Annotated in this window: 23 protein-coding genes; 9 read left to right on the top strand and 14 right to left on the bottom strand. The window is 65.5% G+C overall.

Annotation, left to right across the window (positions count from 1 at the left end; genetic code table 11):
- Positions 1–217: 217 nt before the first annotated feature.
- Both FG93_RS30870 and FG93_RS30865 read right to left on the bottom strand, forming a co-directional pair.
- On the bottom strand, positions 218–862 hold the full coding sequence (locus FG93_RS30870; RefSeq protein WP_081882027.1) for a transglutaminase-like cysteine peptidase: 645 nt from the start codon (positions 860–862) through the stop codon (positions 218–220).
- Positions 863–1,101: 239 nt separating this feature from the next.
- Positions 1,102–1,512, bottom strand: coding sequence for a DUF192 domain-containing protein (locus tag FG93_RS30865; RefSeq protein ID WP_244448787.1), 411 nt, complete (start codon positions 1,510–1,512; stop codon positions 1,102–1,104).
- Positions 1,513–1,760: 248 nt separating this feature from the next.
- Between FG93_RS30865 and FG93_RS30860 the strand changes: the two genes are divergently transcribed.
- The 3 genes from FG93_RS30860 to FG93_RS31565 all read left to right on the top strand — a co-directional run bounded on the left by FG93_RS30860 (position 1,761) and on the right by FG93_RS31565 (position 5,173).
- The gene (locus FG93_RS30860) at positions 1,761–3,602 is read left to right on the top strand and encodes a hypothetical protein (RefSeq protein ID WP_043242729.1); all 1,842 of its coding nucleotides are present in this window, start codon (positions 1,761–1,763) and stop codon (positions 3,600–3,602) included.
- A gap of 70 nt (positions 3,603–3,672) precedes the next feature.
- Positions 3,673–4,287: a CatB-related O-acetyltransferase gene (locus FG93_RS30855; RefSeq protein WP_244448786.1), complete on the top strand. Its 615-nt coding sequence runs from the start codon at positions 3,673–3,675 to the stop codon at positions 4,285–4,287.
- Positions 4,288–4,354: 67 nt separating this feature from the next.
- Positions 4,355–5,173, top strand: a complete 819-nt coding sequence (locus FG93_RS31565; protein ID WP_052514405.1) for a bifunctional 2-polyprenyl-6-hydroxyphenol methylase/3-demethylubiquinol 3-O-methyltransferase UbiG — start codon at positions 4,355–4,357, stop codon at positions 5,171–5,173.
- A 45-nt stretch (positions 5,174–5,218) separates the two neighbouring features.
- On the opposite strand, the gene FG93_RS30845 is transcribed toward FG93_RS31565, so the two are convergent.
- Genes FG93_RS30845 through aspS form a run of 4 tightly spaced genes read right to left on the bottom strand, consistent with a single transcriptional unit; the run spans position 5,219 to position 8,633 of the window.
- Positions 5,219–6,118, bottom strand: a complete 900-nt coding sequence (locus FG93_RS30845) for a glycosyltransferase family 2 protein (RefSeq protein ID WP_052514411.1) — start codon at positions 6,116–6,118, stop codon at positions 5,219–5,221.
- 43 nt (positions 6,119–6,161) lie between these two features.
- Positions 6,162–6,464: a hypothetical protein gene (locus FG93_RS30840; protein WP_043242728.1), complete on the bottom strand. Its 303-nt coding sequence runs from the start codon at positions 6,462–6,464 to the stop codon at positions 6,162–6,164.
- 12 nt (positions 6,465–6,476) lie between these two features.
- Positions 6,477–6,848, bottom strand: a complete 372-nt coding sequence (locus FG93_RS30835) for a hypothetical protein (RefSeq protein WP_152579718.1) — start codon at positions 6,846–6,848, stop codon at positions 6,477–6,479.
- A gap of 9 nt (positions 6,849–6,857) precedes the next feature.
- Positions 6,858–8,633, bottom strand: coding sequence for an aspartate--tRNA ligase (aspS, locus tag FG93_RS30830; RefSeq protein WP_043242759.1), 1,776 nt, complete (start codon positions 8,631–8,633; stop codon positions 6,858–6,860).
- Positions 8,634–8,863: 230 nt separating this feature from the next.
- Here aspS and FG93_RS30825 point away from each other — a divergent pair, with 230 nt between their 5' ends.
- On the top strand, positions 8,864–9,151 hold the full coding sequence (locus FG93_RS30825) for a hypothetical protein (protein WP_152579717.1): 288 nt from the start codon (positions 8,864–8,866) through the stop codon (positions 9,149–9,151).
- A 55-nt stretch (positions 9,152–9,206) separates the two neighbouring features.
- Positions 9,207–10,346 (top strand): ribonuclease D, encoded by a 1,140-nt coding sequence (gene rnd / locus FG93_RS30820; protein WP_043242724.1) that lies wholly within the window; start codon positions 9,207–9,209, stop codon positions 10,344–10,346.
- A 66-nt stretch (positions 10,347–10,412) separates the two neighbouring features.
- Here rnd and ppx read toward each other — a convergent pair whose 3' ends face one another.
- Together ppx and FG93_RS30810 are read right to left on the bottom strand one after the other, a co-directional pair.
- Positions 10,413–11,900 (bottom strand): exopolyphosphatase, encoded by a 1,488-nt coding sequence (ppx, locus tag FG93_RS30815; protein ID WP_280114170.1) that lies wholly within the window; start codon positions 11,898–11,900, stop codon positions 10,413–10,415.
- A 22-nt stretch (positions 11,901–11,922) separates the two neighbouring features.
- Positions 11,923–14,118, bottom strand: a complete 2,196-nt coding sequence (locus FG93_RS30810; RefSeq protein WP_052514410.1) for an RNA degradosome polyphosphate kinase — start codon at positions 14,116–14,118, stop codon at positions 11,923–11,925.
- A gap of 248 nt (positions 14,119–14,366) precedes the next feature.
- Here FG93_RS30810 and FG93_RS30805 point away from each other — a divergent pair, with 248 nt between their 5' ends.
- Positions 14,367–15,608: an acyl-CoA desaturase gene (locus FG93_RS30805; protein ID WP_043242721.1), complete on the top strand. Its 1,242-nt coding sequence runs from the start codon at positions 14,367–14,369 to the stop codon at positions 15,606–15,608.
- 198 nt (positions 15,609–15,806) lie between these two features.
- Here FG93_RS30805 and FG93_RS30800 read toward each other — a convergent pair whose 3' ends face one another.
- The 3 genes from FG93_RS30800 to FG93_RS30790 form a co-directional block, all read right to left on the bottom strand.
- Positions 15,807–16,505, bottom strand: a complete 699-nt coding sequence (locus tag FG93_RS30800; RefSeq protein ID WP_043242756.1) for a hypothetical protein — start codon at positions 16,503–16,505, stop codon at positions 15,807–15,809.
- Complete coding sequence (locus FG93_RS30795) at positions 16,498–17,607, bottom strand: AI-2E family transporter (protein ID WP_052514404.1); 1,110 nt, start codon at positions 17,605–17,607, stop codon at positions 16,498–16,500. The genes FG93_RS30800 and FG93_RS30795 overlap by 8 nt, the downstream gene beginning before the upstream one ends.
- Positions 17,608–17,734: 127 nt before the next feature.
- Positions 17,735–18,265, bottom strand: a complete 531-nt coding sequence (locus tag FG93_RS30790) for a CDP-alcohol phosphatidyltransferase family protein (RefSeq protein ID WP_043242720.1) — start codon at positions 18,263–18,265, stop codon at positions 17,735–17,737.
- A gap of 141 nt (positions 18,266–18,406) precedes the next feature.
- Between FG93_RS30790 and purM the strand changes: the two genes are divergently transcribed.
- A complete protein-coding gene (gene purM / locus FG93_RS30785) occupies positions 18,407–19,480 on the top strand; it encodes a phosphoribosylformylglycinamidine cyclo-ligase (RefSeq protein ID WP_043242719.1) in 1,074 nt (357 codons plus the stop codon).
- Between the two features lie 53 nt (positions 19,481–19,533).
- Complete coding sequence (gene purN / locus FG93_RS30780) at positions 19,534–20,097, top strand: phosphoribosylglycinamide formyltransferase (RefSeq protein WP_052514409.1); 564 nt, start codon at positions 19,534–19,536, stop codon at positions 20,095–20,097.
- On the opposite strand, the gene FG93_RS30775 is transcribed toward purN, so the two are convergent.
- Positions 20,028–20,807, bottom strand: a complete 780-nt coding sequence (locus FG93_RS30775; RefSeq protein ID WP_081882025.1) for a YafY family protein — start codon at positions 20,805–20,807, stop codon at positions 20,028–20,030. The two genes, purN and FG93_RS30775, sit on opposite strands and share 70 nt — an antisense overlap.
- 118 nt (positions 20,808–20,925) lie before the next feature.
- Here FG93_RS30775 and FG93_RS30770 point away from each other — a divergent pair, with 118 nt between their 5' ends.
- On the top strand, positions 20,926–21,648 hold the full coding sequence (locus FG93_RS30770; protein ID WP_043242717.1) for a glutathione S-transferase family protein: 723 nt from the start codon (positions 20,926–20,928) through the stop codon (positions 21,646–21,648).
- Here FG93_RS30770 and FG93_RS30765 read toward each other — a convergent pair.
- The gene (locus tag FG93_RS30765) at positions 21,632–21,994 is read right to left on the bottom strand and encodes a hypothetical protein (RefSeq protein WP_043242716.1); all 363 of its coding nucleotides are present in this window, start codon (positions 21,992–21,994) and stop codon (positions 21,632–21,634) included. The genes FG93_RS30770 and FG93_RS30765 overlap by 17 nt on opposite strands.
- 111 nt (positions 21,995–22,105) lie before the next feature.
- Positions 22,106–24,193: a molybdopterin-dependent oxidoreductase gene (locus FG93_RS30760; RefSeq protein ID WP_043242715.1), complete on the bottom strand. Its 2,088-nt coding sequence runs from the start codon at positions 24,191–24,193 to the stop codon at positions 22,106–22,108.
- Positions 24,194–24,195: the final 2 nt, after the last annotated feature.

The raw sequence follows: 24,195 nt of genomic DNA, 5'->3' as shown, positions 1-24,195 counted from the left end.
CCAGCGGCGGGCACGGCGGGGGCGGGGGGGGGGAAGAGGGGGGGCGGCCGCGGGGGGGGCGGCCGCGGGGGGCGCCGCGGCGGGGGCGGGGGGGGGGGAGGGGGCGGCGCCCGGGGGGGTGGCAATGGGGGGGGAACCGGCGGCGGCCGATAACCGCCAATGTCTTCAGAACACACGAAGCTCGACACGCCCCGGTTCACGCCGGGGCGTTTTCTGTCTAGCGCTGGATGCCGAGCTGAGGATGGAGCCCGCGCCGCGTTGCTGCGGTGTATCTCGCGTTCCCTCCGTCGATCGCCTCCCACTGGCGCGGATTGGCCTGCGCCACCCGGCTGAAGAAGAGATACCCCGTTTGCGACCAGAGCACGATTCGCGATGTCTTGTTGTCGAGAACGAAGTCCCCTGCGTCGGTCACGACCATCAGCACGGCATGGCCTTCGCCCTCGGGCGTACCGACGACCGTCATCAGCAGGGTCGATGACGGCCAGCCGCGCTGGATCAGAAGCTTGCGCTTCAGGAGCGCGAAATCTTCGCAATCGCCCCGACCATCCCTCGGTATGCTCCAGACATCCTCCTGGCCGTGATGCTCCAGGTCGGAGACCTCCTGAATGGCAGCATTCACATGCGCATTCACCTGCTGCAGTTCACGGTGGCGTTCAGGGGTAAGCGGGACGCTCCGCATCACCGACCCCGATCGCGCGCATTCCGCCGGGTTCTTCGAACAGAAAGTGAGGAACGCAGCGGGCGGCGACGTGCGCCCCCGAGACGAGGCCGCGATCTGCTCGGCATGGGCCTGATCCGGGCGGATTCCGGTGATCAGCGCAACGCACATGGCTAGCGCTGCGACCACGGCACGTGTCGTCATGATCCGTCCTTCGCAAGCGTGCTGGGTATCTGGGGATGAAATCCGGGATGACCGCCTTTGATTAAGGAAGTGGGCAATTCTGTGATTCGCCGCCAGATTTCTTCCGCATTCCACAGAGCTGCGACGCAATGACACTCTCCGTGCGGAGGCTTTCACGGACCGCGCTCACCAGGAATGCAGGGTTTTCCGATCGGAACTGACGGACGATCGCTGCGCTGCCATGCGAGCGCCAAGCGTCCTTACGGCTTGAAGAGCGGGTGCTCCACCTTGTCGCCCGGTTTGATTCCGAGCTTGGCGGCGATCCCGCCATTGATCTCGAGTACCGAGAGCACCGGCTCGCCCGAGGGAATCGTACGCGTCGAGAGCGGTTCGGTTTGCGCGGCGATGCGCACGACGGTTCCGTCAGCGCGGATAAACAGCATGTCGAGCGGAATGAAGGTGTTCTGCATCCACATCGCAACCGGCTCGACCCGGCCGAAATCGAACAGCATCCCGCGGTCCGGCGGCATATAATTGCGGTGCATCAGGCCGCGCGCACGCTGATCAGGCGTACGCATGACCTCGACCTGGAAGACATGGCGCTGCCCGCTGCCGACGATCGCAAGTGTCTCCAGCCCGGCCGCGGGAGCCGTTTGCTGGGCGAATGCCATGACGGGGGTAAGAGCCAGAAGCAGCAAGGCAAGGCAGGCTGCAGGGAATCGTCGGGCGGACCGCATCGTCTCTAAGCTCCATCGCATTCGCCGCCCGCACCGCTCCTGCACGGGCCGGATGGCGGATCTGAGACAGATACGGAAGATCGCAGCGAGGCGGTCAAGTTTTTCCTGCGGTCCCGAGAGCAAGTCGTCTTTCTTTCGTCGCTGCATTGCGGCAGGTTCGCTGCCGTCATCTGGAGACCGTCATGATCACGTCGACCCTTCGCAGCCCGATGCGCCGTCTGCGCACAACGGCGGCCGCGGCCTTTATCCTTGTTCTGGCACAACCGTCCTGGGCAGCCGATTTCCAGATCGACAATATCCGCCTGGATCTGGGCGCGATCGTCATCGCCATACCGAAGGTCGATGTGAAGGGCTCGAGCCTCGAGCGCGAAGCCTTCGTCTCGCTGTTCAACGGCAGCACCGGCGAGAGCGCCGTCGCCCGCACCGGCCGCCTCGCCGCGTCGGAAATCAGTGCCCCCGAATTGACGGTCGAGCAGGTTCTCGGACCGCAAAGGCAGGTCACGACCTATCGCGACATTCGCTTCAGCGAGATTCGCGACGGCAGGATCGGCCGCGGCTCGGCGAGCGGCGGCGCGATATCCGTGACCGGTGGGCCAACCGGGGCGATGAAGGGCGAGATCAAGCGCATCAGCTTCGAAGCCTTCGACATGCGCCATCTCGCACGCGTGCTGAGCGAACGCGCCAAGCCCGGCGTGGAAGAAGCCATGCAGCCGATCTTCGGTCGCTTCGAGCAGGATGGCTACGCGATCGATCTGGGCCAACTCGGCAAGATCTCACTCGGCAGGACGACCGGCCGCGACTTCAAGATGCGTGTCGGAGACGAACCGCTCGCCGAACTCCTGTCGCGGGTCATCACGCAGGCGGAGGCCGACCAGAAGGCAGGGCTCGATCCGCAGGCCAAGCGCGATCTGGCTCGGCTCGAGGCCGACAAGCGCATGGCGCTTTCGATGTTCTCGCTGTTTGATGCCATCGACCATGGCAGCGGCGAAGTCCGCGACATGGTGATAACCCTCTCGGTCCCGCCGAAGCCGGGCGAAGCGCCGGTTGCCATGGACATGCGCATCGCCCGGATGGCCTATGGCGAGGATGCGCCGGCAAAGTCCGGCTACGCCATGGAAGGGTTCTCCTTCGCCGGAGCGGGCGCCAAGGGCGCGCTCGAGTCGCTGAGCTATTCCGGCTTTTCGCTGGCGCCCATGTTCAAGGGCCTGAAGGAAATCCTGGCCAAGCCTGAATCCGAGATCGAATCGCTCGATTTCCGCAAGCTGATCCCGACGCTCGGCACGATCCGGCTTGCCGGGCTCTCGGTCGACGTACCGCAGCAGGTCAAGCCGGGGCAGCCCGCACAGCCTCCGATCCGCGTCGGGCTTGGCACATTCGAGATTGCGGCAGCCGACCAGATCAACGGCGTGCCGACCAAGCTTGCCTTGACCATCGACAAGCTCACCGCTCCGGTGAGCGAGGCAACCGGCAATCCCGCGGCTGCGGAGCTGATCGCCATGGGCTACCGCGCCCTCGACTTCTCGGCGAAGCTCGATCTCGCCTGGGACGCTGCACGCAACGAGCTTGCTATCCGCACGCTCTCGCTCGGTGGCGCCGGCATGGCGCAGTTTGAGGCCTCCGGCACGCTCGGCAACGTCACCAAGGACCTGTTCTCCAGCGATATCGCGCTCGCGCAGGTAGCGGCGCTCGGGGCGACGGCCCGCAGCGTCGATGCCAAGCTGAAGAATTTCGGACTGCTCGAGAAACTCGTCGAGAACGAGGCCCGCAAGAACAAGCGCAAGCCCGACGAGCTGCGGCGCGAATATGCGATGATGGCCAGCCTCGGCCTTGCCGCGATCCTCGGCCCCTCCGATGCGGCCAAGGCTCTGACCGCCGCGGTCTCCCGCTTTGCGGCGAAGCCAGGCACCCTGACCGTCCAGGCCAGCGCGAAGTCGGCAAGCGGTCTCGGCCTCGCCGACGTCCTCACGATCACCGATCCGACCGAGATCTTCGACAAGATCGACCTCAAGGCCAATGCCGAATAACGCGCCTGTCGATCTTCTCCCGGAAGACGTATCCTGGCGGCCCTCCGCGATCGCAGCGTGGTGGGCCGGGTTGCCTCAGGGCCCGCGCAGCTTCCTGCGCCGGCGCTTCAACCCCGATAACCAGGCTCGGTTGTACCTGGCCAACCTGATCGCTCGCCGCCCTGGGCAGCTCGTCGTCGGACGCTATACTTATGGCCGGCCGAAGGTGCGCTTCGCCGGAAGCGGCGCGCGTCTGATCATCGGGCGCTATGGCTCGATCGGCGACGGGGTCGAGATCCTGCTCGGCGGCAACCATCGCACGGAATGGGCGACGACCTACCCATTCCACGATTACCCGCGACTATGGCCCGAGGCGAAGGGCCATCCCGGCAATCAGGTCTCGCGCGGTGACGTCATCATCGGACATGATGTCTGGCTCGGGTCGCAGGCGCTGATCCTGTCCGGGGTCCGCATCGGCCATGGCGCCGTCATCGGCGCCCGCGCCGTCGTCACGAAAGACGTTCCGCCTTACGGAATCGTCGCCGGCAATCCGGCACGGCTCTTGCGGCACCGCCTGAGCGAGGAACGGATCGCGACGCTGCTGGCGAGCCGGTGGTGGGCATGGCCCGAGGCCGAGATCAGACGACTGATCCCGGTTCTGATGTCCGACAGGATCGAGGATTTGCCTCCAAGAGCCGTTTCCTGATAGGTCGCCGCTCAGGATCGAAGGTGCCCCCTCCGATACGGCCTCCCTCCATCGCCGGACCGCCCCCATGCATGCTTCTGCCAACGACAAGGCGCGGGTCTTCCGCAAGGCCTATCTCTCCGCCGTCGAGACCTCGCCGCTGACCGTGCTCGATGTCGGCTCGGCCATTGTCGACGGGCAGAGCCTGTCCAACCGCGACGTCATGTCGAACCCGGCCTGGAAGCTTGTCGGCATGGACATCGAGCCGGGGCTGAATGTCGATGTGGCGGTGGCCGACCCCTATGACTGGAAGGAGATCGCCACCGGCTCGGTCGATGTCGTGACCTGCTCGGAAGTGTTCGAGCATGCCGAGTATTTCTGGATCACCATCCTTGAGATTTCGCGCGTGCTGAAGGGCAACGGCCTCGCCTTCATCACCTCCCCGGGCGGCGGTCCGCGGCACCGCTTCCCCGTCGATTGCTGGCGCTTCTATGACGACGCCTTTCCTGCCCTGGCCCGTTACGCCGGATTGAACCTGCTCGAAGCCCAGGTGCAATGGGTTCCGGCCTATCGAAAGGGCATCCAGTGGCGCGATTCCAGCGCCGTGATGCAGAAGCCGACGCGCGATGCCGCCGCAACCCGCCTCGACACGGCGCGCTATGTGATCGGCAAGAGCCTTCGCGGAGCCGAGCCGGCTCTGGCGGAACTCGATTTCTCTGCCCTCTCGAGCGCGCCGCTGCCGCTGAGCCCAATCCCTGCCCTGCAGGGCAAGGCCGCCTTCGCCGCACGCGAGGCTGAGTTGCTCGGGGCCGACAGCACCCTGCTGCGCAAGGCGCGGCTCGTCTTCAGGCAACTGCGCGAGATCCGCAGGATCATCGCCACCCCGATGAAGGACTTGCACCTCTAGCAGGACCTGCCCCTCTAGCAGGGCTGCACCTCTGGAACGCGCCTGCTACTCGTCCAGGCCCTGCCGCGAGAGCGCCGTCCGTCCGCGCCGCCAGGCCAGGGCCCCGGCGGCCGAGCCGGCATGCGCCATCATCTTGAGGCGGTTCATGATCAAGGCGTAACCCGCTGTTTTTGCGACATTTTCGCAAACTGCAAAGGACGACGGCCCGGATTGGCCGTATTTGGCGGCGATATAGGCGTGCGACCAGGCGAGATGCCAGCGCGCATTGAAGCGTCGGCCGGGGCTGGGCTTGCTGGAACGGCCGCGCGCATGATGCGCCTGCGCCTCATGCACATGCACCAGCGCATGCCCGGAATCGCGCATGCGACGGCAAAGGTCGTCATCCTCGTAGAACAGGAAGATCTGCGGATCGAAGCCACCCAGCGCCTCGAAGGCGTCGCAGCGGAGCAGGAGACAAGCGCCGGAGAGAAACGGCAGGCAGGCATCGCCCTCCGGAACAATCGCCGCGCCGGGATGATTGAGATGGGCCGGCGACAGCAGCGAACGCGGCTGGATGAAGACGCGCCCCGAAGGCTCGACAATGCGAGGAGCCAGCATCCCGGCATCGGGATACCGCGCTGCGGCGGCCAGCAGCCCTGCCATCGCGCCAGGCTGCAGCACGAGGTCGGGATTGACGATCAGCGCATAGGGGGTGCGGCAGGCTGCGATGCCGAGATTGTTGCCTCGGCCATAGCCCTCATTCCGGGAGCTCGCGATCACCGTTGCGCCATGCGCGCGCGCAATCGCGGCCGAATTGTCGCTGCTGGCATTGTCGACGACGATGGCAGGCACGCCCTCGCGCCGCAGCGCATCGAGGCAGGCCGACAGGACATCGGCGCTGTCATAGGCGACAACGACCGCGGTGACGGTCTCTTGGAGCGGGAGCAACTCGGTCGCGGGCGGCATTCCTGCCTTCTGGCCGGGATCGCCCTCGGCAGGCAAGCGGAATTCAGCGCTGCGTGAGCCCGGCAAGGTCGTGCTGGACCGCGCTGCGCTCCGCCGCATCGCAATGACGCGGCGCCTTGTAGGACTTTACCGCGAGGCTGGCATTGACGGCGACGAAACGCCCGCGCTCCGCCGGGGCAAGCCCTGCCATCACACGGCGGCGGTCGACGACGACGCCACAATCATAGCCGCGCGAGACCTTGACGGCCGCAAACTCCGCGGTTCCAGGTTTTGGACCGGCGGTTGTCGTGCAGGCAGCCAGCGCAGGCAGGAGCAGGCTGCAGAGGAAGGCTCTGGCGAAAGGCATGGCTGATCGCGCTCAGAGCCCGCTGAAATCGCCGGCCCGGACGCGCGCCATGCGAGGCTTCAGGGAGCCGCGCTCCTCCGCAGAGCAGGATTCGGGCCGGACACCCTGATTGATGGTCGCCGCCTCCGAGACCGTGACATAGGTCGAGCGCGCTCCCGCGATCTGCTCCGGCGTCGCGCCGCGTGCGCGCTCAGCGTCAAGGAAGCGGTCGAGCGTACTGGAGCGCGGCGCTCCAGCCCGGCAGGCGATCGAGCGCGAGACCAGATTGGCAAGCTCCGCCGCCCGCCCCGGGCTGGTATGGGGCGCGGCGGTGACACAGGCGGTTAGCGGCAGCGCGAGCAGGCAGGCGAGCGCGGGCAAGCGCGCTCCAGTCGGGGCAGGCATGGCGGGGGATCAGCCGTTCTTTTCAGGCAGGTTCAGGCGGATATGGAGCTCGCGCAGCTGCTTCGGGCCGACTTCGGAGGGCGCCCCCATCAGCAGATCGACGGCTTGCTGGTTCATCGGGAACAGCGCGACCTCGCGCAGGTTGCTGGCGCCGGCAAGCAGCATGATGATGCGGTCGATACCGGCGGCCATGCCACCATGCGGCGGCGCGCCGTACTGGAAGGCGCGATACATGCCGCCAAAGCGCTCGATCACCGTCTCCTCGCCATAGCCGGCGATCTCGAAGGCCTTGACCATCGCCTCAGGGCGGTGATTGCGAATGCCGCCCGAGGCGAGCTCGTAACCGTTGCAGGCGATGTCGTATTGGAAGGCCTTGATCGCCAGCGGATCGTCCTTCTGCAGCGACTCCAGCCCACCTTGCGGCATCGAGAACGGGTTATGCGAGAAATCGACCCGCTTCTCGTCCTCGTTGTACTCGTACATCGGGAAGTCGACGATCCAGGCGAAGGCGAAGGCCTTCTCGTCGATCAGGCCGAGCTCCGAACCGACCTTGTTACGGGCCGCGCCGGCGAATTTGTAGAACTTGTCGGGGTTGCCGGCGGCGAAGAAGGCCGCGTCGCCGTCCTTCAGGCCGAGTGCGGCGCGGATCGCCTCGACCCGCTCAGGGCCGATGTTGTTGGCGATCGGGCCGGCGCCCGCGCCCTCGCGCCACATGATGTATCCGAGGCCGGGCTGGCCTTCGCCTTGAGCCCAGGAATTCATGCGGTCGCAGAAAGCGCGCGAGCCGCCGCCCGGTGCCGGAATCGCCCAGACCTGGTTCTTCTCGTCTTCCAGGATGCGAGCGAAGACCTTGAAGCCGGAACCGCGGAAATGCTCGGACACGTCCTGCATCTCGAGCGGATTGCGAAGATCAGGCTTGTCCGAGCCGTATTTGCGGATCGACTCGGCATAGGGAATGCGCGGCCAGTTCTTGGTGACCGACTTGCCGCCGCCGAACTCCTCGAAGACGCCGGCTATCACCGGCTCCATGGTGCGGAAGACGTCCTCCTGCGTGACGAAGCTCATTTCGACGTCGAGCTGGTAGAACTCGCCCGGCAGACGGTCGGCGCGCGGGTCCTCGTCGCGGAAACAGGGCGCGATCTGGAAATAGCGGTCAAAGCCCGCCATCATCAGCAGCTGCTTGTACTGCTGCGGCGCCTGCGGCAGCGCGTAGAAATGGCCGGGATGCAGCCGGCTCGGCACCAGGAAGTCGCGCGCGCCTTCCGGCGACGACGCGGTCAGGATCGGCGTCTGGAACTCCGAGAAACCCGAGGTCTTCATCCGGTTACGCAGCGAGTCGATGACCTTGCCGCGCAGCATGATGTTGTTGTGCAGTTTTTCCCGACGCAGATCGAGGAAACGATACTTCAGGCGCGTGTCCTCGGGGTATTCGAGATCACCGAACACCGGCAGCGGCAGCTCGCCGGAAGGACCCAGCACTTCGAGCGCGGTAGCGAAGACCTCGATCGCCCCGGTCGCAAGATTGGCATTCCCGGTGCCCTCGAGGCGCGCCTTGACCTTGCCGTCGATGCGGATGACCCATTCGGCGCGAATCTTCTCGGCTTCGGCGAAAGCCGGCGAATCCGGATCGATCACGACCTGGGTCATGCCGTAATGGTCGCGCAGATCGATGAAGAGCACGCCGCCATGGTCGCGGATGCGGTGGCACCAGCCCGAAATACGGACCTGATTGCCGATATCGCTCTCGCGAAGGGCGCCGCAGGTATGGGAGCGATAGCGATGCAAGGTCACGGGACTCGTCTCTCGGAGATGCGAAGGAGCCGGCGCAAGGCCAGCTGAAACCTTCGCCGTAAGCACACGCAGGCGTGCGGATTGTCAAGAATGGCAGCGACAATCTTGATACGGGACGCTAGCATCTCTGCCTGCTTGAGGCGCGAAACCGCGATGGCCGAACATAACGGCCCGAAGGTTTGGGCCTGCAGGCCTACGCAGATGACTTTGGCCGGGGGGCTTCGATGACAGGTGCAATCTCGCGGCGGCATATGACCGCAGCCGCCGTTTTGATGTTCGCCCTCGGCTGGGGAGCCGCCAGCGAAGCACAAGCCCAAGCCACCTCCGGAGCGTATCGGGCCGGCCTCAAGATCGCGCAGAGCCGCAACTATTCCAATCCCGATTGCTACGCCCGCGTCTTTTCGCGCCATGCACGCAGGGACAATCACCTCGATAAGAAGAACTACTGGTCTGCGAGGACCGGCACGGCTTTCAAGGGCGAGCTCTGGAGCGAGTGCCGCATCAGCCGGTGAGTTCAGGGAAACGCGGACTCGACGGACAACCCGTTCCTCCGCTAAGCCGCTATTCATGAGCCTCATCACCACCACACAGGATCTGGCCGAGGCGTGCGCGCGGCTGGCTCAGCATCCCTTCGTCACGGTCGATACCGAATTCCTGCGGGAGACGACCTATTATCCGAAGCTCTGCCTGATCCAGCTCGCCTCGCCCGACGAGGCAGTGCTTGTCGATCCGCTCGCGCCCGAGCTCGATCTCGCGCCCTTCCTGGCGCTGATGGCCGACCAGAATGTCGTCAAGGTATTCCACGCCGCACGGCAGGACCTGGAGATCATCTGGATCATCGGCAAGCTGCTCCCGACCCCGCTGTTCGACACGCAAGTCGCTGCGATGGTGTGCGGCTACGGCGACTCCGTCGGCTACGAGCAGCTCGCCAACGACCTCGCCAAGGCGCGGATCGATAAATCCTCGCGCTTCACAGACTGGTCGCGCCGGCCGCTGACCGAGGCGCAGCTCACCTATGCCGAGTCCGATGTCACCTATCTGCGTGACATCTATCTCGCTCTCGCCGCCGATCTGGCCGCCAGCGGCCGCCAGGGCTGGGTTGCCGAGGAGATGGCGATCCTGAACTCACCGGCCACCTATGAAGTCAAGCCCGAGAATGCCTGGCAGCGCCTGAAGGGCCGGATTCGCAAGCCCAAGGAAGTCGCGCTGCTGATGGAGATCGCAGCCTGGCGGGAGCGGGAGGCGCAGAGCCGCGACGTGCCGCGCCAGCGGGTGCTGAAGGACGATGCGCTGATGGACATCGTCCAGCGCGGACCGCTTTCGGTCGAGGCGCTGGCGGAGCTCCGCTCCGTGCCGAACGGTTTCGAGCGGTCGCGCGCCGGCGGCGAGGTGCTTGCGGCGATCGAGCGCGGGCTCGCGCTCGATCCCAGAGCCCTGCCCCGCCTCGAACGCGAACGCGGACGCCCGACCAACGGCGCCGTGCTCGACCTGCTCAAGGTGCTGCTCAAGGCCACAGCCGATGCCGAACGCGTCGCGCCCAAGATCCTGGCCTCGACCGACGATCTGGAGGCGATCGCCTCGGACGACCTTGCCGATGTCCCGGCCCTGCAAGGCTGGCGCCGCGAGGTTTTCGGCAACAAGGCGCTGGCGCTGAAGAACGGACAGCTGAGCCTGAAGATCTCCCGCGGGCGCGTGACCGTCGCCTGAGCGGGCGAGGACCTAACCTTCCATCGGCTGTCCCAAAAACCGCGATCCGCTTTTCGGGCCGATGCTTTAGCCGGCAGCGACCTCGTGCTCGCGACCGAGAAGGCGGGCGAGCTGCTTCAACCGCCCGGTGACACGTTCACTCGACAGGGCCCTGAGGTCTGCCGGGAAGCGCAGCACGAGCCGCCGATCGACGCAGGTTAGCGAGATACGGGTCAGGATGTCGGGCATGCCCGCCGAAAGCAGATAGGCCACGCGGAACGTCGCCGCGAGCAGCAGCGCCCGCTCAAGTTGCCGGAGCGTCAGGAGGCGCCGCAGGTCGGATGCCACGGGCGTATCGCTCTTGGCGCCCGCATAGCGATGGAACACGGTGAGTGCCAGGAAGGCGCGGCCGGGATGATCCACGCCATTGAAGGCGGCATGGGCGATGACGTTGAGACTCTGCTCGCCGCGATAGTCCGGATGGGCGCGCCAGCCGATATCCGACAGCAGGCAGGCGACATTCTGCAAACGGCGGCTCGCTGCGTCCTCATGGAGGCCCGCGCTGGTGAAGAGCCTTGCGACCCAAGCGATCAGGTCGGCCGCATGTCGCGGATCGCGGGCCCTCAGCTGATTGTAATCCTGCGCCCCCTGAAGCAGCGGATCGATCCTGCGCTCCTCCTCGGGAAGCTGCTCATGCAGCAATCCCTCGCGGACACCGTTCGCCGAAATCACCACCGAGCGCGGACGGCCGCGCTTGATCAACTGGTCGAGCACCAGCGCGCCATAGGCCAGGAGCGGCCGGCGAGCCGAGGACACCGCTTCGATCGATTCCAGCACCGCGCTGTCGGCCCGCTCGACCAGCTTGGCGAACTCGGTCACGTCACGCGCCGGCACGGTGTAGGCGTGCATCACGCTGAGCGGATAGACGGACTGGCGCTGGTGCAACGTCGCGAGCGCGCGCCACGTGCCACCCACGGCATAGAAATCGCGGCCGCGCATCGCGACGAGCTGCGGCAGGTTGTCGAGGGCTTCGCGGACGATCCTCTCGGCGAGCTTGACCGACCCCTTCGAACGGTCGAGCAGCGCCAGCACGCCGATCGGCAAGCTGGCCCCCTCGCCCACCCGGTCGTTGTCGACGGCGGCAAGCTCGAGCGAGCCGCCGCCGAGGTCGCCGACGACGCCATGCGGCGCCTCGAAACCTGAAATCACACCAAGAGCCGACAAATAGGCTTCGCGCCCACCGGAGATCAGCTCGATCGGCTGGCCGATCGCCCGCTCGGCAAGTGCAATGAACGCAGGTCCATTGGCCGCGTCGCGTGCCGCAGCGGTCGCGATGACACGGATATCGCGGACATGCATCGCCTCGCAGAGAATGCGGAAGCGCACGAGCGCACCAAGTGCTTTCTCGATGGCGTCATCAGCGAGCCGGCCGGTGGTCGCGACCTGACGGCCGAGACCGGCCATCTCCTTCTCGTTGAAGACCTGCGCCGGCGAACGCGACAACATCTCATAGACGACGAGACGAACCGAGTTCGAGCCGATGTCGACGATGGCGAGCGTCTCGCCGAGGCTCAACCGCCCCGGGATCAACGCCGGGTCAAGCCTTTCTGCCGGTCCGGCGCGCAAGGCTGCGGGGGCTTGAATTGGAGAGCGATTTTCCACGTCCGGACAAACTCGGATTGGTCATGAAATATTTGTGGGCGTTGAACGACTCGTCGCTCGGCGGCGGGACAATGCGTCTTGAGCCGCCATCGGGCAAGATGGTCCAGCTTTGCTCGTTGTCGAGGAAATTCGCCAGCATGATCTGCTCCAGCAATTGCTGGTGCACCGTCGGATTCTGGATCGGGGTCAAGGCCTCGACGCGCCGATCGAGATTCCGCGGCATGAGATCGGCCGAGGAAATATAGAGCTTGCCCTTGGCCGAGGGCAGGCCGAAGCCGGCGCCGAAGGCATAAATCCGGGTGTGCTCGAGGAAGCGCCCGACAATCGACTTGACCCGGATGTTCTCCGACAGTCCCGGAATTCCGGGCCTCAGGCAGCAGATGCCGCGCACGACGAAGTCGATCTCCACGCCGGCCTGGCTCGCATCATAGAGCCCGTCGATGATCTCGGGATCGACCAGCGAGTTGCACTTGCCCCAGATCGCACCCTTGCGGCCAGCCTTCACATGGGCAATCTCTTCGGCGATGTCGGACAGGAGGCGCTGCTTCAGCCCCACCGGCGAGACGGACATCTTCTCGAGTTCGGCCGGCTCCGCATAGCCGGTGATGAAGTTGAAGACGCGCGCCACGTCCTGCCCCATCACCGGATCGGCGGTGAAGAATGAGACGTCGGTGTAGATGCGCGCCGTGATCGGGTGATAGTTGCCGGTCGCGATATGGCAGTAGCTGACGAGTTGGCCTGCCTCACGCCGCACCACCATCGAGAGCTTGGCGTGTGTCTTCAGCTCGATGAAGCCAAAAACGACCTGCACGCCTGCGCGCTCCAGATCCTTGGCCCAGCGGATATTCGCTTCCTCGTCGAAGCGCGCCTTGAGCTCGACCAAGGCCGTCACCGACTTGCCCGCCTCGGCCGCCTCGGCCAGCGCCCTGACGATCGGCGAGTTCGACGAGGTGCGGTAGAGCGTCTGCTTGATGGCGACGACGTTGGGATCATGCGCCGCCTGCTGCAGGAACTGCACGACGACGTCGAAACTCTCATAGGGGTGGTGGACGATCAGGTCCTTTTGCCGGATCGCGGCGAAGCAATCGCCACCATGCTCGCGAATGCGCTCGGGGAAGCGCGCATTATAGGGCTTGAACTTGAGGTCGGGCCGGTCGACGCCGACCAGCTGCGACAGCTCGTTCAGCCCGATCATGCCCTCGACCTGGACGATCTCGTCGGCGTCGACCTTCAGCTCCCGCACGATCAGCCGGTGCAGATGCGCGGGCATGCCGGCACTGACCTCCAGGCGGATGACGACGCCCCGGCGGCGCTGCTTCAGCATCGTCTCGAAGACGCGCACCAGATCTTCGGCCTCTTCCTCGATGTCGAGGTCGGAGTCGCGAATGACACGAAACGAGCCGGTTCCCTTGACGTCGTAGCCGGGGAAGAGCTTGCCGATGAAGAGCGAGACCGTGTCTTCCAGCGTGATGAAGCGGTGCACGCCGTCGCGTACCAGATCGGGCAGCTCGATGAAGCGGTCGATCTTCCCGGGGACCCGGATCAGCGCGTCGAGCTGACGCCCATCGCTGATCCGCTCCAGTGCAAGCGCCAGCGTGAAGCCGAGATTGGGGATGAAGGGAAAGGGATGAGCCGGGTCGATCGCCAAGGGCGTCAGCACCGGGAAGACCAGATGAAGAAAGTGATCCTCGAGCCAGGTGCGGTGCTGCGCACCGATGTCTTTCGGCCCGAGCAGCACGATGCGATTATCGTCCAGCTCGTGCTTGAGTTCGATCCAGCGCGCCTGCTGGTCGGCGGTGAGATCGGCCGTCGCCTTGGCGATCTCGATCAGCTGTTCGGCCGGGGTCAACCCATCCTGGCTCGGCGTGACGACACCCGCCTTGAGCTGCTCGCGCAGGCCCGAGACGCGGACCATGAAAAACTCGTCGAGATTATTGGCTGAGATCGAGAGGAAGCGGAGCTGTTCCAGCAAGGGATGGTTACGGTTCGAAGCCTCTTCCATGACCCGGCGGTTGAACTGCAGCCAGGACAGCTCGCGATTGACGAAGCGGGCCGGCGACTGCCGCAGGCTGATAGGACCGACCTCAGGCGCGAGTTCCGCGACCTTCACGTTCGTCGGTTCGATATTCATCAAATTCGCCCTCGTCTCGAACGCAAGCCGGGCCAAACCGCCCCGCCTAACAAACCTGAAGCCATTCTAGCGTGACGCTTCGATGACGGGCGAGTGCTATTCCTGCGTTGCCTCAAACCAATTTCCTTCCCACGCTGCGGCGAGTGGCCTACTTGCGCGGCGCCGGCTCGTCCTGTTTGGTGCCGCTGGTCATGCGGCCCGTGCTGCACCGAAGCGGCGGAACCGCGCGAACCCCACAGAGAGCTTTCTTGAGCGACAGCACTGCCCCCCATGATGATGGCGACATCGTCTACCCATCCGCCGTTCCCTTCGTGCTGGCGCATCTCGCCTGTTTCGGAGCGCTCTGGAGCGGCGTGACCTGGACCTCGGTCTGGCTCGCGATCGGGCTGTACTGGCTGCGGATGTTCGCGGTGACCGGCGGCTATCACCGTTATTTCTCACACCGGTCCTACAAGACCAGCCGCTTCGGGCAGTTCATGCTTGCGCTGCTGGCCCAATCGACGGCGCAAAAGAGCGTGCTCTGGTGGGCCTCCAAGCACCGTCACCACCATCGCTATGCCGATACAGAACATGACGTGCACTCGCCGGTTCTGACCTCCTTCGCCTATTCGCATGTCGGCTGGATCTTCAGCCGGGATCACAGCACCTTCGACGATTCAACGATTCAGGATCTGACGAAGTTCCCCGAGTTGCGTCTTCTGCATCGCTTCGAGCTGGCGCCCGCAATCCTGCTCGCCGGCCTCTGCTTCGCCATTGACGGCTGGGCCGGTCTTATCGTTGGCTTCTTCTGGTCGACGGTCGCGGGCTATCACGCAACCTTCTGCATCAACTCGCTCGCGCATGTGCACGGCGACAAGGACTATGTGACCGGAGATGAGAGCCGCAACAACTGGTGGCTCGCGATCATCACCATGGGCGAAGGCTGGCACAATAACCACCACGCCTATCAGTACAGCGTTCGCCAGGGTTTCCGCTGGTGGCAGTGGGACCCGACCTATTACCTGATCCTCGGACTATCGAAGATCGGACTGGCCTGGGACCTGAAGGCCCCGCCACAGGCCGTCGTGGACCGTTCGCAGGCGCTGCCGCCACGCGTCATCGAACGCTCCGCCGAGCGGCTCGCGGCTTCGGTGCCGCTGGACCGCGTCGTCAGCGCCTTCCGGGAAGCCTATGCGGCGAGCCCTGCCCTGTCGGATCTGCACCTGCCGACGATGACGCTTGCCGATTTGCGCGAAGCACTCGCCGAGCTGCAGCAACGCGCAGGTGACCGGCTGGCCGAAATGCAGCAGCAGGCGCAGGACGCCGTTGCGCAATGGCATCTGCCGGTGCTCCCGAGCCGCGAGGAGCTTAGCGAGAAGGCGGCCGCGATGTTCGTGCGGACCCCGTCGCTCGACGCGATCGCAGCCCGTGCGCATGAACTTCTGATCGAGGCCATGCATGCGCGCCTCGTTGGCCCGCCGGCCAAGGCGGCTTCGGAAAGCGCGGCCTGAACGTTCGGTTCAGGACGCGTCAGCAGCCCGGACATCGGCTGACGATCGGATGATGCGTTTCGCCGCTGGTGGCGATCACCTCCGGATCGGTGATCGCGACCATTGTGCGGGCGAAGCCGACGCGCGGCATCGCGCCCTGCCAGCTTTCGCGAGCTGGACGTTCCCCTGGCGCATTGTGCCGTAGGAAAACAGCCTCGTTCAGCTCGCATCGTCCGGAAAAAGGTCCGCCAGAACTTCGCCGGCCAAGGCGCGCGTGACACGCCGCCCGCGTTCGAGTGAAAGCCTGTCGAGTGCATCGACCAGGGCGCGCGCTGCGGCAAAGGAGCGCTCCATCCGCAGGGTCAGCGCCTCGATGATCCCGGCATCGACGATGAGCTGCCGGTCGATGAAGAGCTTGACCAGCAGCGCCCGCAGCAGCGCATCGTCCGGCGGCGCGATTGTCGCATGCGGCGCCAGCCGCAGGCGCGACAACAGATCCGGAATGCGCACGCCCCATAGATCGGGAGCCGAGCGCGCCGTCAGCAGCAGCGAGCCGCGCTTCGCCTTGATCGCGTTCATGAGGTGGAACAGCGCGGCCTCGTCGCGGGGTCCTCTGTCGCAATCCTCGACGACAAGCGCACCGCCCGAGATCAGGTGCGGCACGTTCTCCTCGGTAACCTCGGAGACCGGCACGACCCAGGCATGGGCAGCCTTGGCCCAGATCGCCGCCAGATGCGTCTTTCCCGCGCCTTCCGGACCAACCAGGCGCAGCCAGGCCTCGGGCCAGTGCGGCCAGGCCTCGATCATCCCATAGGCGGCTTCGTTGGACGGGCCGATCAGGAAATCTTCGACGCCATGGCGACTGTCGACAGGCAGGTCGAAGGCGAGCTGACGCGGGCGGCTTGTATGGTCAGACATCGGCCCCGACACGCTTGCGGGCTTCGGGGGACTTCGAAACATCGCCGCCATGATAGATGTTGCTGGCCAGATACTGCCGGAGTGCGAAACGGCTCAAGACCCCGATGACGGCTGCCAGCGGAACCGCGAGCAGGAGGCCGACGAAGCCGAAGAGCGAGCCGAAGGCAAGCAGCGCGAACATCAGCCAGACCGGATGCACGCCAATCGAGTCGCCGACGAGCTTTGGCTGAAGGATGTTGCCTTCGATGAACTGACCGGCGGCAAAGACGCCAAGCGTCGCCAGCGGCCAGGTCCATTCCGGCCAGAACTGCACCGTCGCAACGCCAACTGACAGCACCAGGCCTGTCAGCGAGCCGACATAGGGGATGAAGGACAGGAAGCCGCTGATGATGCCGATGAGTGCGCCGAAATTGACGCCGACGAGGCTCAACCCCACGGCGTAGAACGTCCCGAGCAGGACGCAGAGCAGTGCCTGACCGCGCAGGAATCCGGCGATGGCCTTATCCATCTCGCTCAGCAGCTCGCGGATGGTGTCGCGGTGGTCGAGCGGGAGCCAGCTGTCGACGGTCGCGCACATGCGATCCCAGTCGACCAGCAGATAAAAGGCGATGACGGGGGTCAGCACCAGCAGCGAGAACACGCCGATGATCGCGGTTCCACCCGACCAGAGCGATTGCAGGACGCTGCCGACCCATTTGGTTGCTTCGCCGACGAGATTTCCGAGTGAATTCTGCGCATCCTGGGCAAGCTTGTCGCCACCCAGTTTCTCAAGGAGCGGCGCCCCCCGCTCCAGGATCAGCGTCTGCAGCTTGGCAGCGACCTCGGGCATCCGGGCGACGAAGCCTGCAAGTTGCTGGCCTAGCAACGGCATGAGCAGGACGAGTGAGAGCACGAAGACAAGGAGGAAGACGATCAGGATGAAGATGGTCGCGGCCAGACGGCTCATCCCAAGCCGCTCGAGCCGGTCTGCAAGAGGGTCGAGCAAATAGGCCAGCGCCAGCGCCGCGATGAATGGCAGCAGCACGTCGCGCAGCAGCACCAGGAACAGCACGAAGACCGCGAGCGAGATCAGCCAGAAACCGATTTGGCGTTGCAACGACATGAACAGGCAGTCCCCGGCGGATTCCGCGATGCGAGATCATCGATCGCGCCCACGAAGATGGGTGAACACGGAGCAAGTTCCAAGCCGCAGCGTTGAAGCGGACGCAATCACGCGCCCTCACCGCAGGTCAGGTCGCCATATGCCGCAGCCAGAAGGCGAGATAGGCCGCCATCGATCCCAGCGTCAATACGGCGACCAGGAGCTGGCCGAGATCGATCGCCAGCCCCGGATCGATCCCAAAGGCTTTGCTCCCGAGCATCAACGCAGCGAAACTGAGCTGCGCGGCGGTGTTGAGCTTGCTGACCAAGAAGGGTGCGATCTCGACGGGCTTCTCCATCACCCAGGACAGGATCACCGCGGAGACGATCATCAGGTCGCGAGAGACCACCAGGATCACCAGCCAGACCGGGATAGCCCCAACCAGCGCAAGCGTGATGTAGATCGAGACGATCAACGCCTTGTCCGCGACGGGGTCGAGATAGGCGCCGAGTTCACTGGTCATGCCGAAGCGCTTGGCAATGAAACCATCGATGGCGTCCGAGACGCCGGCCGCCACGAAGAGGATGAAGGCCGCCTCCCAGCGCCCATTGGTGATCATCACCACGACGAGCGGCACCAGAAACAGCCGGCCGATGGTGATGAGGTTGGGAAGGGTCATGCTCTTCCGGATTCGCAGCGCTGTCCTGCCCGACGCTAGAGCCCGAAATGGTGCACCGGCAAGGCCGAATCCGTCATAGCGGCTTGCAAGGCGCGGCTGGCTTGCCTATCGCTCGCGCGAACGGAATGGAAGCCGAGGACCATGAGCAAGCCAGGAGCGAACGGACTGACCTATGCGCAGGCGGGCGTCGACATCGATGCCGGCAACGCGATGGTCGATGCCATCAAGCCGCTGGTGCGTGCCACGCGCCGCCCCGGCGCCGATGCGGAGATCGGAGGCTTCGGCGGCCTGTTCGATCTGAAGGCAGCGGGGTTCAATGACCCGATCCTGGTCGCCGCCAATGACGGCGTCGGCACCAAGGTCAAGATCGCGATCGAAAGCGGGCGGCATTCGACCATCGGCATCGACCTCGTCGCGATGTGCGTCAACGACCTGATCGTGCAGGGCGCCGAGCCGCTGCTGTTCCTCGACTATTACGCGACCGGCAAGCTCGATCCGCAGGTCGGCGTCGAGATCGTACGCGGCATCGCCGATGGCTGCCGGCAGGCCGGCTGCGCGCTGATCGGCGGCGAGACCGCCGAGATGCCCGGCATGTATGCCGAGAAGGATTATGACCTTGCGGGCTTCGCGGTCGGCGCCGCCGAGCGCGGGGCACTGCTGCCGCGTGCGGATCTCGTGCCGGGCGACGTGGTCTTCGGCCTGCCCTCCTCCGGCGTCCATTCCAATGGCTACTCGCTGGTCCGGCGCATTGTCGCGCTGTCCGGCCTGAGCTGGGAGGCTCCCGCCCCCTTCGCGCCTGAGACCAGTCTCGCCGAGGCGCTGCTGGTGCCGACACGCATCTATGTGAAGCCGCTGCTGGCCGCGTTGAAGGCGACGGCGGGCATCAAGGCCCTCGCCCACATCACCGGTGGCGGCTTCCCCGACAATATCCCGCGCGTGCTGCCCGATGGGCTCGGTGTTGCGCTCGATCTCGCGGCCATTCCGGTTCCCCCGGTCTTCGGCTGGCTTGCCAAAGTCGGCGGCGTCGCCGAGCGCGAGATGCTTCGCACCTTCAACTGCGGCATCGGCATGATCGTAACCGCTGAATCCGGCAAGGCCGGCGAGGTCGAGGCTGCCCTGAAGGACGCCGGTGAAGCGCCGGTGCGGCTTGGCGAAATCGTCCCGGTCGCGGCCGGCGAAGAGCCCGTGAGCTATCGCGGGAAGCTCAGCCTGTGATCCAGCCGGCGCGTCGTCGCACCGCGATCCTGATCTCGGGGCGCGGTTCCAATATGGCTGCCCTGATCGAGGCGGCGCAGGCCAGCGACTATCCGGCCGAGATCGCTCTTGTGCTCTCGAATGTGCCCGAGGCTGGCGGCCTGGCCCGGGCTGCGGCTGCCGGCGTGCCCGTTGCAACCATCGATCACCGCGCTTTCGGCCGGGATCGCGAGGCCTTCGAGCGCGCCATGGACGATGTCCTGCGCGTCAACCAGATCGAGCTCATCGCGCTTGCCGGCTTCATGCGCATCCTGACGCCCTGGTTCGTCAGGCGCTGGGAAGGACGGCTGCTCAATATCCACCCCTCGCTGCTTCCCCTGTTCAGGGGCACGCATACCCATCGCCAGGCCCTCGAAGCCAGGGTCGAGGAACATGGCTGCAGCGTGCATTTCGTCGTGCCGGAACTCGATGCCGGGCCGGTGATCGCGCAAACCAGCGTTCCCGTGCTTGCCGGCGACGACGAGGATGCCCTGGCCCAACGCGTGCTCGGCGTCGAACACGCGCTCTATCAGCGGGCGCTGGCCGAGGTCGCCTCCGGCAGGGCAACGCTGGTCGGGGCCGAGGTCGTGCGCGGCTGATCGATCGGGCAGGATCTGGCCCGCGCCGCCTCCTCCTCTTCCTTCTCCCAGCGACGGAACAGGTCGGCTCGGCGCGCAGGATAGCGTTCTTCGCGAAGGACGAGATCGGTGATGCGGTCCGTGCGAAAGTGCCGGAACGCCTGCCGCAATTCGCACCAGGCGATGACAATCCGCACCCGCTCGTAGAATGTCATGCCGATCGGCCAGATCATCCGGTCGGTCTCCTGCCCGGCCTCGTCGCGATATCGGATCGCGAGCTTCCGGCCCTGGCGGATCGCAGCCCGGATGCCGGCAGCATCGATCTGATCGACCGGCTGGTCGCAGCGATAGGCCGGTGCGAACAGGGCGCCATCGAGCAGGATCGGCCGGAGATGCGGCGGCAGGACCGCTGCGACCTTGCTCACCACATCTTCCGCCGCACGCGCCAGCACGGGGTCGGCACGCTCACCAAGCCAGCGCATGCCGACGAGAACCGCCTCGATCTCATCTGGCGAAAGCATCAGCGGCGGCAGGTCGAAGCCCGCATCGAGCACATAGCCGATGCCGGCTTCGCCGCGCACCGGCACGCCCTGGCGCATCAGCGCGCCGATATCGCGGTAGATCGTCCGGACCGAGACATCAAGTTCGGCGGCGAGGGTATCGGCCGTCACCGGCCTGCGACGTCGGCGCAGCCCCTGGATCAGATCGAGCAGACGTTCGGCACGTTGCATGACGAGGAATTCCCAAGCATCAAGTTCGGGTCGAGAATGCTCTAGCTCTGCTGACAAGATTTGTCAGCAGTCTGTCAGCAGAAACGGACGCCTTGCCTGCGCCACCGGGAGATTTCGCATGATCACGCTACAGGTCTTCGGGCCGGGGTTCGGCCTGCCCGATCCGAGTCCGTTCTGCATGAAGGCGGACATCCTCCTGCAAATGTCCGGCCTCCCGCATGAGCGCAAGATCGGCAATATGAGGCGGGCGCCCAAGGGCAAGCTGCCGCTGATCATCGATGACGGCGAGATTGTCGCCGACAGTACCTTCATCAGACTGCATCTGGAGCGGAAATACGGCATCGATTTCGACGAGGGCCTGACGCCGGAACAACGCGGTATCGCCTGGGCCGTCGAGAAGATGCTCGAGGATCATCTCTACTGGTTCGTCGTCAGCGAGCGCTGGGCCAATGACAGCAATTTCAGCCGCGGCCCGCTCCAGTTCTTCAGGGCCGTGCCGGCGCCGTTGCGACCGCTGATTGCCGCGATGGTCAAACGCCAGGTGCAGCGCACGCTGAAGGGCCAGGGCACCGGGCGCCATAGCCCCGCAGAACAGGCGGAACTCGCCCGGCACGCGCTGGGAGCCACCGCCGCGATCATGGGCGAGAGGCTCTATCTGATGGGCAGCGAACCTTGCGGCGCAGACGCCACCCTTGGCGCCTTCCTGGCCTCAGGGCTGTGCACGCTCTTCGAGTCGCCGATACGGGGCTTGATCGAGAGCCACCCCAATCTCGTTGCCTATGCGGAGCGGATCAGGACGCGCTATTTCGCAGACCGGGAGCTGCTCAGCTCGGCCGCCTGAGCCTGCAGCGGTCGATGAAAGCGTAGCCCTTGGCGCGGGCGCTGTCGTTGAAATAGCCGGTCTCGCGGAAGGCCTGGATCTCGTCCTTGGTCATCGCGCTGACGGTGCCCTTGGCATAGCAGCTGCAAGGCGTGTGGACGGCTTCGCGCGTCGTACCCATCAGCTGCGACTGGGTGATCAGGCAGGCATCGAAGGCCCGAAGCTGGATCATGTAGGGCGTCAGGTTCCTGGCGGTCGGATCGGGCGGCGGCAAGGCGCTCGTGCCGCTCGCGGCCAGGGCCGAAACCGCAGCCGTCATCAGGAACCCACCGGCCAGAACGACCGCACCCATCCGCCGCATCTTCATGATTCCGCAGTTCCTTCGAGACATGCCCATGCCGGGGCAAGCATCATCCATGCCTCGCCCGCGCGCGGCGGAATGGTCACAGCCCTCCGCAAAGGTCAAGTGCCCGATCGGTCACGCCTTCTTGATCCACACCTTGTTGTCATGGAAGGCGGCCCCGCCGAAGGGAGCCACCGCATCGGCGCCGGTGATCGTGTTGATGCCGCGCCCGTGCTTGTGCGCTGCGTTCGGCCAGATCGATTCGGCAATGACGACGCCGCGCACCACGCCGGCGAAGAATTTCGCCGTCAGATGCACGCTGCCGCGTCGGTTGCCGATAACGACTTCGCCGCCATCGGCGATGCCGAGTTCTGCTGCATCCGCAGGATGCAGCATCAGGGTCGGTCCCCCCTCCTTCTTCTGCGAGCTCGGCGTCTCGGTGAAGGTCGAGTTGAGGAAGCTGCGGGCCGGGCTGGTCGCCAGGCGGAAGGGATGCGCCTCATCCGTGTTCTCGATCACGCCCCAATGATCGGGAAGCCCCGGCATCTGGCCATAGGGGCCGACCGGGCCGGCATTGGCATTGGGCACCTTCGGCCAGTCCGGCTTGAAGCGGAACTTGCCGTCGCGATAGCCGAATCCATCGACGTAATGTGCGCGATCGAACCCTGGCTGAATGTCATGGAACTCGGCCGCGATCAGCTCGTCCAGCGTGCCGCGACCGGTCTCGCGCAGCGTCCAGTCGACGATCTCGCGTGGTGTCATCGCGAATCCACGATGTTCGGCGCCCAGGCGTCCGGCAAGCGCGCAGATCACCTCGTGGTTCGAGCGGCATTCCCCGGGCGGATCCACGAGCTTGCCGCCCCACATGATGTGCTGATGCCCGCCGCCCTGGTAGAGGTCGTCATGTTCCATGAACTGGGTCGCCGGCAGCACGATGTCGGCCATGGCGGCGGTCTCGGTCATGAACTGCTCGTGCACGACCGTGAACAGGTCGTCGCGGGCAAAGCCCTGCTTGACCAGTTCCTGCTCGGGCGCGACCGAGACAGGATTGGTGTTCTGGATGAAAAGCGCCTTCACCGGCCCGCCCTGGCGCAACGCCTCGGCATCTCCCGTCAGGATCCTGCCGATCTGCGACTGGTCGAGTTCGCGGATGCGGGGATCCCTGACGTCCAGCCCCTCGATCAGGCTCTTGCGCCACTGGTAGATGCCGCTGTTGGAGTGGAACGCGCCGCCGCCCTCGTGCTGCCAGGCGCCCGTCACCGTCGGGACGCAAAGCGCCGCGTGCATGTTCACAGCCCCGTTGCGCTGGCGTGCGAAGCCATAGCCGAGACGGAAGAAGCTGCGCTTGCGCGTGCCGACCAGCGTCGCGAATTCCTCGATCGCGGCAACATCGAGCCCGGTGATCGCAGCCGCCCATTCCGGCGTGCGGCTGGCGAGATGCTCCTCGAGTTCGGCGGGCGCATCGGTGTAGCGCGCGAGGTAGTCACGATCGGCATGGCCGTCGCGGAAGAGGACATGCATGACGGCGCAGGCGAGCGCGCCATCCGTGCCCGGGCGCAGCACCAGCGCGAGATCGGCCTGGGCCAGCGTCGGGTTGTGATAGATGTCGATGGCGACGATCTTGGCGCCGCGCTCCTTCCGCGCCTTGATCGCGTGATGCATGACATTGACCTGGGTGTGCACGGCGTTCGTGCCCCAGATCACCACGCAGTCCGACTTCGCCATCTCGCGCGGATCGGGACCGGCGAGCCGGCCCGTGCCGGCGATGAACCCGGTCCAGGCCATCGTGGTGCAGATCGTCGAATATTGGCCGGAATAGCGCTTGACGTTGCGCAACCGGTTGATGCCGTCACGCATCACCAGCCCCATCGTGCCGGCATAGTAATAGGGCCAGACGGCGTCGGCGCCGTGCTCGGCCTCGATCGCGAGGAAGCGGCGTGCGGTTTCGTCCAGCGCCTCGTCCCAGGAGATGCGCTCGAAATGCCCCGAGCCCTTCGGCCCGGTGCGACGCAAGGGGTGCAGCAGCCGGTCCGGATGGTGGATGCGCTCGGAATAGCGCGCCACCTTCGCGCAGATCACACCGTCGGTGTAGCTCTGGCGCTTGCTGCCGCGCACCCGCCCGATGCTGCGCCCGTCGATCACCTCGACCTCGAGCGAACAGGCCGAAGGGCAGTCATGAGGACAGACTGACGGCAGATGCGTGATGCGGGGCAGTTCGGTCATGG

Origin of the sequence: Allobosea sp. LC85 (assembly GCF_000735605.1) — a bacterium.
In the GTDB taxonomy this organism is placed as follows: Bacteria; Pseudomonadota; Alphaproteobacteria; order Rhizobiales; family Beijerinckiaceae; genus Allobosea.
This window is presented reverse-complemented; position numbering and strand designations above follow the sequence as displayed.